Source organism: Paenibacillus sp. R14(2021), assembly GCF_019431355.1.
Classification (GTDB): Bacteria; Bacillota; Bacilli; order Paenibacillales; family Paenibacillaceae; genus Paenibacillus_Z.
This window is the reverse complement of sequence record NZ_CP080269.1, coordinates 5607287-5623223: the sequence shown is the minus strand read 5'-3', so window position 1 is coordinate 5623223 and position 15937 is coordinate 5607287. Positions and strand designations below refer to the sequence as shown.

General features: G+C 51.7%; 15 protein-coding genes. 3 read left to right on the top strand and 12 right to left on the bottom strand.

Annotation, left to right across the window (positions count from 1 at the left end; translation table 11 throughout):
- Positions 1-31 precede the first annotated feature (31 nt).
- The 6 genes from yfkAB to moaA form a co-directional block, all read right to left on the bottom strand.
- Positions 32-1147: a radical SAM/CxCxxxxC motif protein YfkAB gene (yfkAB, locus tag KXU80_RS26075; RefSeq protein WP_258171159.1), complete on the bottom strand. Its 1116-nt coding sequence runs from the start codon at positions 1145-1147 to the stop codon at positions 32-34.
- Positions 1148-1313: 166 nt separating this feature from the next.
- Entirely contained in the window at positions 1314-2429 is a 1116-nt protein-coding gene (locus KXU80_RS26070; RefSeq protein ID WP_219835990.1) for an HD-GYP domain-containing protein, read from the bottom strand.
- A gap of 135 nt (positions 2430-2564) precedes the next feature.
- On the bottom strand, positions 2565-3419 hold the full coding sequence (locus KXU80_RS26065; protein WP_219835989.1) for an undecaprenyl-diphosphate phosphatase: 855 nt from the start codon (positions 3417-3419) through the stop codon (positions 2565-2567).
- Positions 3420-3491: 72 nt separating this feature from the next.
- A complete protein-coding gene (locus KXU80_RS26060; RefSeq protein WP_219835988.1) occupies positions 3492-4937 on the bottom strand; it encodes a bifunctional metallophosphatase/5'-nucleotidase in 1446 nt (481 codons plus the stop codon).
- A gap of 23 nt (positions 4938-4960) precedes the next feature.
- Positions 4961-5437, bottom strand: coding sequence for a molybdopterin-binding protein (locus tag KXU80_RS26055; protein WP_219835987.1), 477 nt, complete (start codon positions 5435-5437; stop codon positions 4961-4963).
- Positions 5438-5483: 46 nt separating this feature from the next.
- On the bottom strand, positions 5484-6485 hold the full coding sequence (gene moaA / locus KXU80_RS26050) for a GTP 3',8-cyclase MoaA (protein ID WP_219835986.1): 1002 nt from the start codon (positions 6483-6485) through the stop codon (positions 5484-5486).
- Positions 6486-6596: 111 nt separating this feature from the next.
- Between moaA and KXU80_RS26045 the strand changes: the two genes are divergently transcribed.
- Positions 6597-7334, top strand: coding sequence for a molybdenum cofactor biosynthesis protein (locus KXU80_RS26045; RefSeq protein WP_219835985.1), 738 nt, complete (start codon positions 6597-6599; stop codon positions 7332-7334).
- Between the two features lie 143 nt (positions 7335-7477).
- Positions 7478-8533, top strand: coding sequence for an HD-GYP domain-containing protein (locus KXU80_RS26040; protein WP_219835984.1), 1056 nt, complete (start codon positions 7478-7480; stop codon positions 8531-8533).
- Positions 8534-8637: 104 nt separating this feature from the next.
- Here the strand turns inward: KXU80_RS26040 and sufB are convergent, their stop codons facing one another.
- The 6 genes from sufB to KXU80_RS26010 form a co-directional block, all read right to left on the bottom strand.
- Positions 8638-10035: a Fe-S cluster assembly protein SufB gene (sufB, locus tag KXU80_RS26035; RefSeq protein ID WP_219835983.1), complete on the bottom strand. Its 1398-nt coding sequence runs from the start codon at positions 10033-10035 to the stop codon at positions 8638-8640.
- Positions 10036-10069: 34 nt separating this feature from the next.
- Positions 10070-10498 carry a Fe-S cluster assembly sulfur transfer protein SufU gene (gene sufU, locus KXU80_RS26030; RefSeq protein ID WP_219835982.1) on the bottom strand — a complete coding sequence of 143 codons (429 nt, stop codon included), beginning with the start codon at positions 10496-10498 and terminating at the stop codon, positions 10070-10072.
- Positions 10485-11711, bottom strand: coding sequence for a cysteine desulfurase (locus tag KXU80_RS26025; RefSeq protein WP_219835981.1), 1227 nt, complete (start codon positions 11709-11711; stop codon positions 10485-10487). Before KXU80_RS26025 ends, sufU begins: the two co-directional genes overlap by 14 nt.
- Positions 11708-13015, bottom strand: a complete 1308-nt coding sequence (sufD, locus tag KXU80_RS26020; protein WP_219835980.1) for a Fe-S cluster assembly protein SufD — start codon at positions 13013-13015, stop codon at positions 11708-11710. The genes KXU80_RS26025 and sufD overlap by 4 nt, the downstream gene beginning before the upstream one ends.
- Positions 13016-13035: 20 nt before the next feature.
- Entirely contained in the window at positions 13036-13815 is a 780-nt protein-coding gene (sufC, locus tag KXU80_RS26015; protein WP_219835979.1) for a Fe-S cluster assembly ATPase SufC, read from the bottom strand.
- A gap of 156 nt (positions 13816-13971) precedes the next feature.
- Positions 13972-14559, bottom strand: a complete 588-nt coding sequence (locus KXU80_RS26010; RefSeq protein WP_219835978.1) for a DUF1802 family protein — start codon at positions 14557-14559, stop codon at positions 13972-13974.
- 156 nt (positions 14560-14715) lie between these two features.
- On the opposite strand from KXU80_RS26010, the gene mtnK reads away from it, so the two are divergent.
- Positions 14716-15936 (top strand): S-methyl-5-thioribose kinase, encoded by a 1221-nt coding sequence (mtnK, locus tag KXU80_RS26005; protein ID WP_219839257.1) that lies wholly within the window; start codon positions 14716-14718, stop codon positions 15934-15936.
- Position 15937 lies beyond the last annotated feature (1 nt).

The following is a 15937-nucleotide window of genomic DNA, read 5'->3' as shown; positions in this document are numbered from 1 at the left end:
CCTCCCGGCGGCATGGTACGCCGCTTATCACTTACAGGATTGCCTTGCGCTTACTGAAATCCGCATCTTGATAATACATATCCTTCACCAGCAGATTAGGTCCGCAGCACCCCGCGGCTGGACAGTGGCAGTCTACGCTGCGCGCAAGCGGATGCTTGAGCCAGCTGTCGAACAGTTCATCCAGTCGGTTATCCCGGATATTGCCGAAAGCCGGCACATCGGAAAAATCGGTAACGAATACATCGCCTGTGAATACATTCACATTGAGCCGGTTGCGTCCGTCCGGATCGTTGCGCACGGTTACGAGCGGCTCGTTCGCAAGCCGCGCCAATAAATGGCGGTCTTCTTCATTGGTGTTACAGCTGTAGAAAGGGAGCGTACCGAACAGCATCCATATGGACGGATCGCGGTGATCCAGTAAATCGGTTACCGCGCTGCGCATATCCGCAATCGTTATCGCCGGTAAGTCAGCTGCGAACGCACTTGGATACATCGGGTGAACTTCGTGACGCCTGCATCCCATCTCAACAATCAGCTGGTGAATTTCCGGCATTTTGCGATGCGTGCGATAGTTGATCATGGACTCCGCGGATACGAACAAACCGCCTGCGCTCAGCCTCCTGGCATTATCCAGCATCCGCTCGTACATGCGTGCAGCCGTTTCCATGGGAACGGGGTGTCCGCTCTTAGCGAAGCCGATGTCATGAAAGTCATTGGCATTGCTGTAGTTAAACGAGATATGCATAACGTCCAGATAAGGCGCTATCTCCTCGTAACGGGTGTAATCCAGCGTAATATTGGAATTTATTTGCGAAGATATCCCCCGGCTGCGGGCATACTTCAGCAGCGGAATCATATACGATTTGACCGTACGGGCGGAGAAAGTTGGTTCTCCTCCGGTGATGCTGATGGTCTTTAAATGCTCCACCTCATCCAGCTTGCGCAGCAGCAAATCCAGCGGAAGCTTCTCCGGCTCGAGCATCACCAGCGTATCTCCGACAGCGCAGTGCTCACAGCGCATATTGCATAAATTGGACAGCGTCATCTCTACACTTGTCAATCGATGACGGCCATGTTCACGTAAGGAATGAATGGGATCCCACGGGTCCGTGGATGGTGAAAATAATAACGGTAATGCTTTTTGCATGGTCTTCAACACCTGACTTTTCATAATTACCCGGCACTCCAGAACGGTTTTCTCTTATTGTAATGTTCAAGGACGCTTGATGCAAACCACCTGCGTAAACCGTAAAAAGGAGCCTGTTCGGCTCCTGGAATCTAGGTATAGTTACGGTATGTGTAAATATAGGAGCTTATGATCCTGAAGCCTCTGGAAATGACGATTCCTCGTTAACACTGATGATCATGGCGGTTAACTGCGTAGACAGATCGATTTCATACGGCACCTTGAGATCTTCGCCGTATTCATTCGTCAGCACCCGTACAACCGGACGATGCGGGCAGGAAGAATTGATATCAACCACGACGCCGCTGACGCCGGATTGCAGCTTCACGGTAATCCCGAGCGGATAAATGGCGACTTTATCGCGGAACAGCTGCAGCATCCGCTGCTCATACTGCGTGCCGGTCCCTGTGTAGAGCGACTCTACGGCTTCGTGGGGCAGCATTGGATTACGGTAAATGCGCGTAGTCGTCATTGCATCGTAAGAATCCACAAGCCCGATCCATTTGGCATACTCATGAATTTCATCGCCCTTAATGCCGCGCGGATAGCCGCTTCCATCCAGCCTCTCATGATGCTGGTAAGCGCAGTGCGCAGCCAGAAGCGGAATATTCGGCTCGTCCTTGAGCAAATAGTAGCCGCGTTCAGCGTGACGTTTCATCTCTTCGTATTCTTCACGCGTTAAAGAATCCGATTTTTTAAGAATATTGGAACTGATTTGAGTTTTCCCGATATCATGCAGCACAGCGCCTAGGCCTAAAGTCATTAGTTCATCTCGAGAATAGCCGTTAGCAATTCCGAGCACGGTCGTATACACCGATACATTCAGGGAATGTGAGAACAAGTAGTCATCTACGATCCCCATGTTCATCAGCATAACCATCGCGTCCTTCTGATCCGTTAGATCATCGATGACCATACTCATGATTTGTCGAAATGATTTGCCGATATAAGGATACGTTACGCCAGTCTTCCTTTTCGGCTTGTCCATTAAGCTTCGGAAATTCGAACGGATCTCCACGAGCGCGCGATGCCGAGTCTCTTCGCTTATCAAGTCTGGGACTTTTAGATCAGCCGTTCTGGGGTCCTGAATATAAACGTAATGAATACCGCATTCATAGAGCCGGTTAATGAGCTTTGTATTTAATTCGACATCCTCCGCTAGCAGGACAAGGCCTTCTTCGGAATATATTTTTTTCGCCAACCTCATACCTGTCTGGCACATTTGTACCGGCAATAATCGCATTCAATCGACCCCTGCCTTGCTTCTATTTTCCTAGATGAATTTGGATATCGTAATCCTCGTAATGTTAATGTAAGGGATTTAAGGAAAAAGAGCAATAATAGATTCGGCAAATATCGACAAAATGGTTAATTTTTCTTATCTCATTACGAAAATCCAGAACAACGCGGCCAGCGCGAACCGATAAATGGCAAAATGGGTTAATTTTACTTTTTGGATGAACCGGAGGAACAGCACGATTACGAGCCATGCCACGACGAAGGAAACGACGAAGCCTACGATGAAAAACATCAAGTTGTCGCCCGTAATATATTTATAGTTATCCAGCATTTCATAACCGGAAGCCACGCACATAATCGGTATAGCCATTAGAAACGAGAAGTCCGCTGCTGCCTTGTAGCTTGTCCCTGTCAGCATCCCGCCCGCAATCGTAGATCCAGAGCGAGAGAATCCAGGCCATAGCGATAAACATTGAAGGAGACCAATCGCGAAGGCTTGCCGGTAAGAAATATCGTCCATCGTCTCGGATACCGTACGAATGCGGCCGGATTTGGAGAGTCGTTCTGCAACAATCATATAAATACCGCCGACGACAAGAGAGAACAAGACGGGTGTCTGGTTAAAGCCCTCTCCCTTAATGATGTCCTTGAGCACGTAAGCTAAGAGCATGGCGGGCACAATGCCAAGCGCCACATGGATCAGGTTAAGCTTCTTCTTTCTCGCAGACGAACGGCTGCCAGGCGCAATAGTGCCGAGCGACTGTGTTTGGCGCGATAGGCCGAATAAATCCGCAATACGCTGACGGTAAATAAGGGCCATCGCCAAAATGGCGCCGAGCTGAATAATAATTTCGAACGTTACGATCGCTTGATCATCCGAAGCGATGCCAAGCAGTTTGTTGGTCAATATCATATGCCCTGACGAAGAGACAGGCAAAAACTCCGTCAGTCCTTCCACAATGCCTAAAATAATCGCGTGAATGATGTCTCCCATTTGAACCTCCTAAAAATAGCAGCGCTGCTTCTATGGTCACGATGTCGACGCGGATTCCCCTTTCATAAAGGGTCAATCCATGCGCAGCCACCGTTTTCTGCGGCTGTCTTGAATGGCTTCGCTGTTACGCAGCTCGCGTTCCAGCACATCTCGAATAAACTCTGGTAAAAAATAGGAGATTTCTGTTCCATCTTTGATTTTCTCATACCCGACACCAAACGTAAACATGTCGATCGTCCCAACTGTGTAGCTTCTGCTGTCCTGCAGCGGCAGGCCGTTTACCGTAACAGCAGTAATCTGCTCATTCGGCTTCCGGTTCGGATCATACTGAATGTCCAGGCCATCCACAGCCAGCGTGCCAAGCACAAGACCGCGAAAGCCGAAGCCGCGAATCGGCTTATCGATATAATCACGCTGCAGCGCTTGTTCTAGGCTCCGGCGGATCACTGCGCCGGTCAGCTTCATCCGGCATGGATTGATCGGCGACGGGCACAGGGCATGAAGATCACCTGCCGTAACCGCACCTTCTCCAAGGCCGTCGAGAAGCTGCCCCGTATTGACGATGCCAATCTCTGCCCCTGTCCAACGCCGAAGACCGGCGGCAAGCAGGTTGCTAAGCGGCGACTCCTGCTCCGGTCTGGCGGGCAATGGCGCATCCAGCACGGTAATCACCCGGCTAAGCCGGCTCCTGCCTGATTCCAGGAAGCTTCCGATAATTGCTGCCGCTTCCTCGTCTTCGCGCAATTCAGCCGTCGGTATGCATACCGCCTGAAAGGAAGGCCGGTTCGTTTGGGCATCCAGCCGAATCTCCACGCGACCTATGTATTCACCGAATTTGCCGGTTGCGCAGATGCAGGTTCCGCCGATCATTTCAGGCTCTTCAAGCAGATGATGCGTGTGACCGCCCAAGATCAGATCGATGCCTGGTATTTCCTGCGCCATCCGCCGATCTAGCGGCAAGCCCAGATGCGACATGATAACGACGATGTCTGCTTCTGAACGGATGAGATCTACCTGCTCCGCAACCGCTTTAAGCGGATCACCTGCTTCCCATCCCAGCAGCCTGTAAAATTCAGCAAAGGCTGCCGTCACGCCAATGATACCTATGCGGAGCCCTGCTTTTTCAATCATCGCGTACGGCCGCATCCAAGTTGGCCGCTGACCATCCGACATTTGAACGATGTTCGCGCAAACCGTTTGAAACTGGGCATGCTCACGGAACCCTGCATCCAGCTGCTCCGGCGTAAACGTCAATCCTTCGTTATTGCCGAGCGTTACGGCATCGTAACCTGCAGCATTCATTAATGCAATATTGACCAAGCCGTCACTCGCTTCGGTTTCTACTCGCATGCGATCCATGTGATCGCCGATATCCAAGGTCAGCACGCGGCTCTTTCCATACATGCGTCTGGTGTCTTCCATGTAAGCCGCCATCTTGGCCGTCTGCTCCAGTCTGCTGTGAATATCATTGCTGTGCAGCAGCACAATGTCCGGTACGTCGTTTGTTGTTTCTATCATGCTTGCCTCCCGGTTGCAAGGGATTAACGCCTCAGCCGCATATCGTCAGGTGAGAAGGTTTGCTTAAAGCCATAGGAAACCTCGCCCCTCCGTCCCTCCTCCAGCAAGAAACGGAACACGACAACGCTCTTTACATTTAAGCATTCGCTCGATCCGTTAGGGACATACAGACGAATAGGTCCGCCTTTTGGAAGCGGACCCCCGTCCATTGCGAACTGGATCGCCGCATGCTCGAGCTGTTCCCAAGGTATGAGCGCTTCGAAAGCGTCCGCCGCCTCCACCTTCAAATGCGTGGGCATCGGTTGATTGCCGTCAATGCCAAGCTGTATGCGCCAATTGGCAAACCAATCGCCAAAGTCGAACGCTTCCCCAGCACCGCCTTCAATTCGATCGGACAATGGAAAGAAGCGGCCAGCCAATCGCGCCATGTCCGCGGGTGCATACATAATCGGCTGAAATCCGATATACGCAATGGAAACTGTATCAGAACGCTGCGCCATATCTCAATCCCTCACTATTCCCATGTGTTTCAGGCTATAAAGCTTGCTACCCGCCAATCTGAGACATCCTCCTGGCAGTCGGCTCGTGAGATTGATCTTCGTTCGCCAGTTTGGCAGCCATCTCGTGGTTAAGCGGTTTGATATCCATGGCACGCATGAAAATCTCATGCATGCTGTCTGGATTGCCGAGAGCAGGCTTCACGCTCAGCTCATCGACCCAATAAAGGCAGGGCTTGATGCTTCCGTCCGCCGTCAAACGGAGCCGGTTGCACCTCTGGCAAAAATGATCGCTGATCGGATGAATAAGTCCGAAAGAGCCAATACCACCTTTGATCCGGTAATCTTCCGATGGACCATTACCAAGCACGTCGCTTAACGGTTCCACCTCAAGCTTGTTCTCCGCCGCGATTTCCAGCACGCGCGTCAAAGGTAAATAATGATTGCGCCAATTGTCGTCGGCATGGCCAATTGGCATGTATTCAATAAAACGAACATGAAGCGGCTGCTTGGCCGCCATGTCCAGAAACGCCGCTATTTCGTCCTCGTTGACGCCTTTAAGCAGAACACAGTTCAGCTTAATTGGAGCAAATCCGACTTTCGCTGCAGCCTCAATGCCTTGAAGAACGCGTTTCAAATCTCCTCTTCTGGCTATGAAACGAAACCGGGATGCATCGAGCGTATCCAGGCTGATATTGACGCGGTTCAATCCAGCCGCACGAAGTGCCTCCGCTTGATCGGCAAGCAGCACGCCGTTCGTCGTGAGCGAAATATCTCTAATGCCCGGAATGGCGGCAAGCCGGCGAATAAGCCCGTCTAAGCCGGGCCTTACCAGCGGTTCCCCTCCGGTTAAGCGAAGCTTCGATATGCCAAGGCCTGCGCCAACGCGCACGACTTCCTCGATTTGATCATAGGTGAGCAAATTCTCAGACGGCTCAAATTGCACGCCTTCCTCCGGCATGCAATAAAGGCAACGCAGATTGCAGCGGTCAGTAACGGAAATGCGCAAATAATCATGAACGCGTCCGAAGCGATCCGTTAACGCTGTCATAGCCCGCACTCCCTTTCAATTCTTTCTGTCTCTCCCTTAGCATAACATTTTTGCATTCATTATGGTATGCTAAAGGGAACATCAACATTACGATATGAGAGGTTTACGGACATGATTGTGAAGTGGAACATTCAGCTGTTTGCAGGTTTGGCGGAGCGGTTCGGTCAGCCTATTATCAGCATTGAACTATCGATAGAAGAGCTTACCGCGCAGCAATTAAAACAAGAGCTGACAGCGATCTACCCGTTTCATGCAGCGTTGATCGACGCTGCTTTCGTGGCCTGCAATCAAGCGTATGCGCCGAGTGCCCAACTGCTGCGCGCAAGCGATGAGCTGGCGCTTCTTCCGCCTGTCTCCGGCGGAGAGGACGCTTCTTCTCCTGCGGAGCAACCGCATTCGATGCCAAAAATACGCTATCATATTACCGAAGAAGCACTGTCAGTAGATACCGTTACCGCGCAAGTTATCGTACCCAATAGCGGTGCGGCGCTCACGTTTACGGGAACCACGAGAGAGTGGACCCAGGGCCAGCGTACGGTACGGCTGGAATACGAAGCCTATGTGCCCATGGCTGTCAAAACGTTAGAGCAAATTGGCGGCGAAATCGCTGAGCGGTGGCCCGGCGCCGAGAGTGCCATCTGGCACCGAATCGGGGTCGTCGATATTGCCGAAATCAGTGTCGTTATCGCGGTGTCGGCTCCGCATCGCGATGCCTGCTACGAAGCCAGCCGCTACGCGATCGAACGCTTGAAGCAGATTGTTCCGATTTGGAAGCGTGAAATTTGGGAGGACGGGTCTGAGTGGAAAGGCCATCAGCAAGGGCCTTGGAATCCCGTTGCAGCGCAATAAACCAAATTGCTTTAACACTTTAACCCGCAGATGCCGATAGGATAGATAGGACCCCCAGCAGCTACTCTTATTGCCATTTTTACATTTTATTGCTACCATAGACATATTGCTGCCTATATTATTTAGTCATTCAGAGGTGAATTATGCGGATACATGTGACGGAGCTTAAAGAGGGAGATAAATTAAGCAACGATACGTTCAATTCCTATGGGCTGCATGTACTATCCAAAGGTACTGACCTTCAAGCAAGAGAGATTTCTAAACTGTTTCAGCATCAAATCGAGTACGTCGACATTGATGCTAGAGAACTGAGCGATATAACGATTCGGACGATTGAATCCGGTCTGAATCCCAAATGGCTTCCGACCGTCGAGCCGATCTACCAGGAAGCCGTGAACGGCTACGAGCAGCTGTTTCTCGAAGCACTCCAAAGCGGTAAAATCGTCGAAGAAGACGTCGCTCAAGCCTTCGAGCCTTTAGTTGATAATTTCAAAATGGAACGCGACGTCGTCTCCATGCTCCTGCTCCTAAACACCAAAGACGATTACACCTATCAGCATTCCGTTCAAGTGGGCATGCTGTCTTATTACCTAGCCTCGTGGCTCGATTATCCCGAGGAAGAAGCTGTCAAAATCGGACAAGCCGGGTTTCTGCATGATATCGGCAAATGTAAAATCCACGATGATATCCTGAATAAACCTTCGAAGCTGTCCGATGAAGAATTCGAGATCATCAAGAACCATACGAAATTCGGGCATCAGATTATAACCGATTCGTTCGGCGAATCGTTAGCGGCCATCGTGGCGCTGCAGCATCATGAACGTATGGACGGCTCCGGCTACCCCAATCGGTTGACTGGCGAAGAGATGCATCCCGTATCGAAGATTATTTCCGTCGCCGACGTATACAGCGCAATGATTTCCTCCAGGGTTTATCAGAAAAAACGTGATTTGCTGTTCGTATTGAAGGAATTATATCGAATGAGCTTCACCGAGCTTGACCCTACGACGACGCATACGTTCATCAAACATATGATTCCGAATTTTATCGGCAAGCAAGTCGAACTTGAGAGCGGCGAAACCGGAACGATTATCATGACGCATCCGTCTGAGTTCTTCCGGCCGCTTATTCGCATTAACGAACAATTTATTGATTTAACGATCGACCGAAGCTTGGAAGTTAAGCATGTGTTCATGTAACTGAACCATCTTCCATCCAAAAAACTCCGAAACCTCGCTTTGAATCAAAGCCGGTTCCGGAGTTTTTTGATTACATCTATGTCTTGCTTCTAGTCCTGCATGAGTTAGCCGATCGAACCTTCCATCTCAAACTTGATGAGACGATTCATTTCGACTGCATACTCCATCGGCAGCTCTTTCGTGAACGGCTCAATGAAGCCCATTACGATCATTTGCGTCGCTTCCGCTTCCGTCAGGCCGCGGCTCATGAGGTAGAACAGTTGGTCCTCGGACACTTTGGATACTGTCGCTTCATGCTCGAGCGTGATGTTGTCGTTCATGATTTCATTGTATGGAATCGTGTCGGACGTCGACTGATTATCCAGGATGAGCGTATCGCATTTAATATTCGCTTTGGAGCCCTCGGAATTACGGCCGAAGGATGCCAAGCCGCGGTAAGTTACTTTACCGCCGTGCTTGCTGATCGATTTGGAAACGATCGTCGACGTTGTGTCTGGTGCAAGATGGGTCATCTTGGCGCCTGCATCCTGATGCTGGCCTTTGCCCGCAACGGCGATGGAAAGCACCATGCCTTTAGCGCCGCGGCCACGCAGCACGACAGCCGGATATTTCATCGTCAGCTTGGAGCCGATGTTGCCGTCGACCCACTCCATCGTCGCGTTCTCGTCTGCAACCGCACGTTTCGTAACGAGGTTGTAGATGTTCGGCGCCCAGTTCTGGATCGTCGTATAGCGGCAGCGTGCATTCTTGAGCACAAGGATTTCTACGACCGCGCTGTGAAGCGAGTTCGTGCTGTAGATCGGAGCGGTACAGCCTTCAACATAATGCACGAAGCTGTCTTCGTCGGCAACGATCAGCGTACGCTCGAATTGTCCCATGTTTTCGGAGTTGATCCGGAAATAGGCCTGCAGTGGAATTTCGCATTTCACGCCTTTTGGAACATAGATGAAGCTGCCGCCGGACCATACCGCGCTGTTCAATGCCGCGAATTTGTTATCGGTCGGAGGAATGATCGTACCGAAGTATTGCTTGAAGAGCTCTGGATATTCGCGAAGCGCCGTATCCGTATCCGTGAAGATAACGCCCTGTTTCTCCAGGTCTTCCTGCATGCTATGGTAAACGACCTCGGACTCGTACTGCGCGGATACGCCGGCTAGGAACTTCTGCTCCGCTTCCGGAATACCGAGCTTATCGAACGTTTCCTTAATTTCCGTAGGAACCTCTTCCCACGTCTTGCCTTGCTTCTCGGACGGGCGGACGTAGTACTGGATATCGTCGAAATCCAAATCGTCCATGTTGCCGCCCCATTTTGGCATCGGCATTTTGTTAAACTGCTCCAGTGCTTTCAAACGGAACTCCAGCATCCATTCCGGCTCGCCTTTAATTTCCGAAATCGTGCGTACAACTTCCGGCGTCAGACCTTTTCCGGATTGGAATATTGCTTTATGCTCGTCGCGAAAGCCATACTTATATTCTTCTAAGTCAGGCATATGTTTAGCCATCGTAAAAGCCTCCTACCATTAGCGCCGAGGCGCTTTATTGTTGCTGCTGATGCTCGATCCCTTTGCGAAGCGCATTCCACGACAGGGTCGCGCACTTGATCCGTGCAGGGAATTTCGTTACGCCCGAAAGTGCCTCGATATCTTCAAGCTCTTCGAACTCCGATTCTTCACCCTTAATGAACGACGAAAACTTCTCGGCAAGCGCAAGCGCTTCTTCCGTTGTTTTGCCCTTGACCGCCTCCGTCATCATGGAAGCAGACGACATGCTGATCGAGCAGCCTTCGCCCGTGAACTTCGCTTGCTTGACGATGCCGTCCTCCACTTGAAGCTGAAGCGTAATTCGGTCACCGCAAGTCGGGTTGTTCAGGTTGACGGTCAAAGAATCTTCATCCAGAGAGCCGCGGTTGCGCGGATTCTTGTAGTGATCCATGATCACTCTGCGGTATAAATCATCCAATTCCATAACCGAAGAACTCCTTTGTCTGCTGGAGGCCGTCGATCAGACGATCAACGTCCTCTTCGGTATTGTATAGATAAAAGCTTGCTCTAGCTGTGGAAGAAACATTCAAGTACCGCATAAGCGGCTGACAGCAGTGATGTCCGGCACGAACGGCAATGCCCTTCGTATCCAGTACGGTAGCCACGTCATGGGGATGAACGTCGTTCAGGTTGAACGTCACGAGTCCGACCCGGTTCTGAACCGGGCCGAAGATCGAAATGCCTTCAACCGTGCTGAGCCGGTCATACGCATAAGCGGCGAGCTTGTGCTCATGCTTCTCGATTTCATCGAGACCGATCTCGTTCAAGAAATCGATGGCTGCGCCGAGACCGACTGCGCCGGCGATGATTGGCGTGCCGCCCTCGAACTTCCAAGGCAGCTCCTTCCACGTGGAATCGTAAAGATCCACATGGTCTATCATTTCGCCGCCGTATTCGATGGGCTCCATCGCTTCCAGCAACCCCTTCTTGCCGTACAGGGCGCCGATGCCAGTCGGAGCGCACATCTTGTGGCCCGAGAACGCGTAGAAATCGCAGTCCAAATCCCGCACGTCGACCTTCATGTGCGGCGTGCTCTGCGCGCCGTCCACGACCATCTTGGCACCGTGCTTGTGCGCGATCACCGTAATTTCCTTGATCGGATTAACGACGCCGAGCACGTTCGATACATGCATGATCGAGACGATTTTCGTCCGGTCCGTAATTGTAGCCTCGACATCCTCCAGTTTGATGGAGCCGTCCTTCTGCAAAGGAATATATTTAAGCGTTGCACCTGTCGCTTTCGCAACTTGCTGCCAAGGAATGAGATTCGAGTGATGCTCCATTTGCGTAATCACGATCTCGTCGCCTTCGCCACAGTTCGCTCTCCCATAGCTGGAGGCTACCAGATTAAGCGCCGTCGTGGTTCCCCGCGTAAAAATGATCTCCTGCGTACTGGCTGCGTTTAGAAACTTCGCCGTTTTCTCGCGGGCGCCTTCATAAGCATCCGTCGCGCGCGAGCCGAGGGTATGAACGCCCCGGTGAACGTTCGCATTATCATGTTCGTAATACCGAGAGACGGCATCAATGACGGAACGCGGCTTCTGGGAAGTCGCCGCGCTGTCCAGATAGACGAGCGGATGTCCGTTTATCGTTTGATGCAGGATCGGAAATTGCTCTCTGATCGCTTGCACATTCATCCTTCCAGCTTCCTTTCCAGCAGACGCTGGAGCTGATCTCTGACCGCCTCGACCGGAATTTCCGAAACGACTGGCGCCAAGAAACCGTGAATAATCAAACGCTCCGCATCCTTTTTCGAAATACCGCGGGACATGAGGTAATAGACTTGCTCCGGATTTACTTGTCCAACGCTGGCCGCGTGTCCGGCTTTAACGTCGTCCTCGTCGATCAGAAGAATCGGGTTCGCGTCGCCGCGCGCCTTCGGACTGAGCATCAGCACCTTCTCGGTCTGCTGGCCGTTCGACTTTGTCGCACCTTTCTCGATCTTCGTGATGCCGTTGATGATCGCGGTCGCTTGATCCTTCATGACCGCGCGCGTCACCATGTCGCTCTCCGTGTTGCGTCCGAAATGCACGGCGCCGGTCGTCAAGCTCATTTGCTGCGACTTGGAACCGATACTGATTACTTTCGCGTCGGAAGTCGAGCCCTTGCCTTTCAGCAGCGACTGCGTATCCGACAGCGTGTGTCCGTCATGCAGGTCACCGATGACCCACTCGACGCGACCGTCATTCTCGATAACGGCACGGCGGATCGTCAGGTCGATGACGTTGTCATTCATATGATGAACCGTTGCGTAGCGAACATGCGCGCCAGGCTTTACGATAACTTCGACGATCGATGCCTTTGTGATCGGCTGTGCAGCCTCACCATAAATACTTACCACATTATCGACATAAGTGACTCGGCTGTGATTGTCGGCTACGAGCAGCACGCGCGGCGCGAAAGTCGCCTCCGTGTCGTCGCTGTACAAGAGTGCTTGGAGCGGAAGCTCCACTTCCACGTTCTTCGGAACGTAGAGGAAAACTCCGCCGTTCCATAGCGCCGATTGAAGCGCGGTCAGTTTGTTCTCGTCCTGCGGCACCGCTTGGAATAGATACTGCTGTACGAGGTCGCTATGTTCGCGCGCAGCCGTTTCCAAATCGGTGAAAATCACGCCCTTCGCCGCTAATTCAGGGGAAAGCTGGCGAAGCACGTTTGCGGAATTGCGCTGTACGACGAGCCCAGCGGGCGATTGACCTGTCAGCTCGCGCAGCGTTTCCGGCAGCTCTTCGGCAGACGCGATTGCAGTCTGCGGTTTATGTTGACCGACAGCAGTCAAATTCCAACGGCTGATGCGGATTTTTTCCGGGGTTGGCCATTCCAGCGTTTCCGCCAGCTCGGCGCCCTTCGTTCTTACTCCTTCAAGCCAAGCCGGCTCGCCTTTGCTCTGAGACAATGCAGAAACGGATTGGCGGTTCACCGGAGTTGATAATTGTGTACTCATTTCAATTGCTCCTCCTCCGATTAAACCTGTCCGACCGTTTCGTCCACGATGCCGAGCTCGTCTTTAACCCAATCATAACCTTCGTTTTCCAAACGCTCTGCAAGCTCAGGTCCGCCCGATTTAACGATGCGGCCTTGCATCATAACGTGAACGAAGTCCGGCTTGATATAGTTCAGCAGGCGCTGATAGTGCGTAATGATCAGGAAGCCGCGCTCTTCGGAACGCATGGCGTTGACGCCGTTTGCGACGATTTTGAGCGCATCGATGTCAAGACCGGAATCGATTTCGTCAAGTACGACGATTTTCGGATCGAGCAGCATCATCTGGAGAATTTCGTTCCGTTTCTTCTCGCCGCCGGAGAAGCCTTCGTTCAAGTAGCGGTGCGCGAATTCCGGGTTCATCTCAAGCTCCTTCATCTTACCTTCCATTTGGCGGATGAATTTGATAAGCGAGATTTCCTTACCTTCTTCGCGGCGCGCGTTGATCGCACTGCGAAGGAAGTCGGAATTCGTTACGCCCGAAATTTCGCTCGGATATTGCATGGCAAGGAACAGTCCGGCACGAGCGCGCTCGTCAACGCCCATCTCTAGCAGCGCATCTCCGTTCAGAACAACTTCGCCGTCTGTTACTTCATATTTGGGATGACCCATGAGCGCCGAAGCAAGCGTACTTTTACCCGTTCCGTTCGGTCCCATGATGGCATGAACTTCTCCGCCCTTGATCTCGAGGTTAATGCCCTTTAAAATCTCTTTGCCTTCAATGGCAGCCTTCAAGCCATCGATTTTAAAATGTGTTGCCATGGTAAATGCTCCCTCCAAATTTACATTGTTCCTTTATAGAAACAATTCCTCTTTTATAATCAATCTAAATTGATTCTCATTGATTCTCAATTATATATTAGTATATGTTTCGGCATAAATCAATCAACCTTAGTCCCCATGCGGAAGAAGTGATGACTATTTGCCTATTGCGCGGCGAATCGCTTCTGCTCTGCGGGTAAATTCTTCGTCGCTTAATACGGGTTCCACGGAAATATCGGATGGGAACTCCTCAAGATTCACCCATGATTTACATCCCGTATATGCATCCCGCATCGGGAGCTGAACCGGCTCTGCCAGCTTGCTTACGCGCAGCAGCAGCAAATGCAGCGGCTTGGACCGCTTCCATCTCAATCTCTCCTCCGTAAACGAGTCCGTCCAGATATGATGCTCGGCCAGCAAATCCACCGTTTGCTGATCATGAATTTCAATATCTTCGACGGCTTCTGCGAAAGCTCCAATCTCCACGACAGCCGATTCCGGCTTCCATGTCTCCATGATTTCCCTTAAATCGCCTCTATAGTCTTCCTTCAGCAGCTCAAGCCTTTGATGTTCAAAAGCAGGAAGCAAGAAGAAGCGCGGCGATTGAAGCTGGAAATCCCTTGTTTCCTCTGCGATCCCGCCTTTGCGCAGAATCATGATTTGCTTGCCTTCCGTAAGCGCCTTAACCGCTACGGCCCATTCTTTCAGCGCAATTTTCCCTTTCGTAATGTTCTCGGCGCTCATCGTTTTCCCCCTCGCTCCTCTTCGATTAGAATTATTATAACAAACGAGGTATTCCAACGCGAAATAAAATTCGCTATACTATATATATTTGGGGTTCCATCGAACGCATAGAGGAGCCTGTCAATGACTAACTACAATTCGGAGGTGGACAACTTCATGTCTGCTTATCATCCTTTAGATGAAGCTGAAGCTATCAAAATCGCCCGTTCCCTGAAAGGCATATTCCCACCGGGCGCTGAACTTGTCAGCCGGGAAATCGGCGACGGCAATTTGAATTTGGTCTTCCATATCTCGGACCCCGCTTCGGGCCGCAGCATTATTATGAAGCAGGCTCTCCCTTACGCGAAAGTTGTCGGCGAGTCCTGGCCGCTGACGCTTGACCGTGCACGCATCGAAAGCGAGGCGCTGCTGCTCGAAGGCGAGCTGGCACCGGGGCTTGTCCCCGCCGTCTACCTCTATGATGAAGAGCTTGCGCTCACCATTATGGAAGATTTGAGCGATCATGTCATTATGCGCCAAGGATTGATGAACAACGGACGTTATCCGCTTTTTGCCGGACATATCTCCACGTTCCTCGCCCAAACCTTGTTCTACACAAGCGATCTGGGGCACAATCAGCAGGAGAAGAAACTGCGTGCACGCAGCTTCACGAATCCGGAGCTGTGCAAAATAACGGAGGATCTGATCTTCGATCATCCCTACATGGATGCCGATACGAACAATTTCGACCCCGCAATCCGCGATGAGCTCGAGGCGCTTTGGAAAGACGGCGAGCTTCACCTTGAAGTCGCGATCCTACGGGAGAAGTTTCTGACGCATGCGCAGGCGCTGCTTCACGGCGATTTGCACACGGGCAGTATCTTTATAACGCCGGAATCAACGAAGGTCATTGACCCCGAGTTCGCGTACTTCGGACCGATGGGCTTCGATATCGGCGCCATACTTGCGAACCTGCTGCTTCATTACGCTTCGCGCGAGGGCTGGGACAAGACGGATGCAGAACGAGCGGACTTCCGCGGTTACCTGCTGCAAACGATCACTGACATCTGGACGCAGTTCGAAGCGAAATTCCTTGCGCTCTGGGAGGACCACGGTGTTGACCGCTTGGCCAATTCCGCGCCAGGCTACAAAGCCAATTACCTGCAGCGCCTGCTGCAGGACAGCATCGGCTTTGCCGGGGCCAAAATGGTCCGCCGCGTTGTCGGTCTTGCCCATGTTGCTGATATCGACAAGCTTGAAGATGCCGCCGCCCGCGAACGCGCGCAGCGCCTGGCACTCAGCATCGGCAAATCGCTGCTAAAGCTGAACCGAAGCGCCGTATCCATCAGCCAGCTTATCGATGCCGTACAAACAGCTGCCGAAGCGGATAAGGCTTAAT

Bases quoted from the DNA above. Each gene is read 5' to 3' on its own strand.
- yfkAB (WP_258171159.1), bottom strand. From the start codon at position 1,147: ATGCAAAAAGCATTACCGTTATTATTTTCACCATCCACGGACCCGTGG.
- KXU80_RS26070 (WP_219835990.1), bottom strand. From the start codon at position 2,429: ATGCGATTATTGCCGGTACAAATGTGCCAGACAGGTATGAGGTTGGCG.
- KXU80_RS26065 (WP_219835989.1), bottom strand. From the start codon at position 3,419: ATGGGAGACATCATTCACGCGATTATTTTAGGCATTGTGGAAGGACTG.
- KXU80_RS26060 (WP_219835988.1), bottom strand. From the start codon at position 4,937: ATGATAGAAACAACAAACGACGTACCGGACATTGTGCTGCTGCACAGC.
- KXU80_RS26055 (WP_219835987.1), bottom strand. From the start codon at position 5,437: ATGGCGCAGCGTTCTGATACAGTTTCCATTGCGTATATCGGATTTCAG.
- moaA (WP_219835986.1), bottom strand. From the start codon at position 6,485: ATGACAGCGTTAACGGATCGCTTCGGACGCGTTCATGATTATTTGCGC.
- KXU80_RS26045 (WP_219835985.1), top strand. From the start codon at position 6,597: ATGATTGTGAAGTGGAACATTCAGCTGTTTGCAGGTTTGGCGGAGCGG.
- KXU80_RS26040 (WP_219835984.1), top strand. From the start codon at position 7,478: ATGCGGATACATGTGACGGAGCTTAAAGAGGGAGATAAATTAAGCAAC.
- sufB (WP_219835983.1), bottom strand. From the start codon at position 10,035: ATGGCTAAACATATGCCTGACTTAGAAGAATATAAGTATGGCTTTCGC.
- sufU (WP_219835982.1), bottom strand. From the start codon at position 10,498: ATGGAATTGGATGATTTATACCGCAGAGTGATCATGGATCACTACAAG.
- KXU80_RS26025 (WP_219835981.1), bottom strand. From the start codon at position 11,711: ATGAATGTGCAAGCGATCAGAGAGCAATTTCCGATCCTGCATCAAACG.
- sufD (WP_219835980.1), bottom strand. From the start codon at position 13,015: ATGAGTACACAATTATCAACTCCGGTGAACCGCCAATCCGTTTCTGCA.
- sufC (WP_219835979.1), bottom strand. From the start codon at position 13,815: ATGGCAACACATTTTAAAATCGATGGCTTGAAGGCTGCCATTGAAGGC.
- KXU80_RS26010 (WP_219835978.1), bottom strand. From the start codon at position 14,559: ATGAGCGCCGAGAACATTACGAAAGGGAAAATTGCGCTGAAAGAATGG.
- mtnK (WP_219839257.1), top strand. From the start codon at position 14,716: ATGTCTGCTTATCATCCTTTAGATGAAGCTGAAGCTATCAAAATCGCC.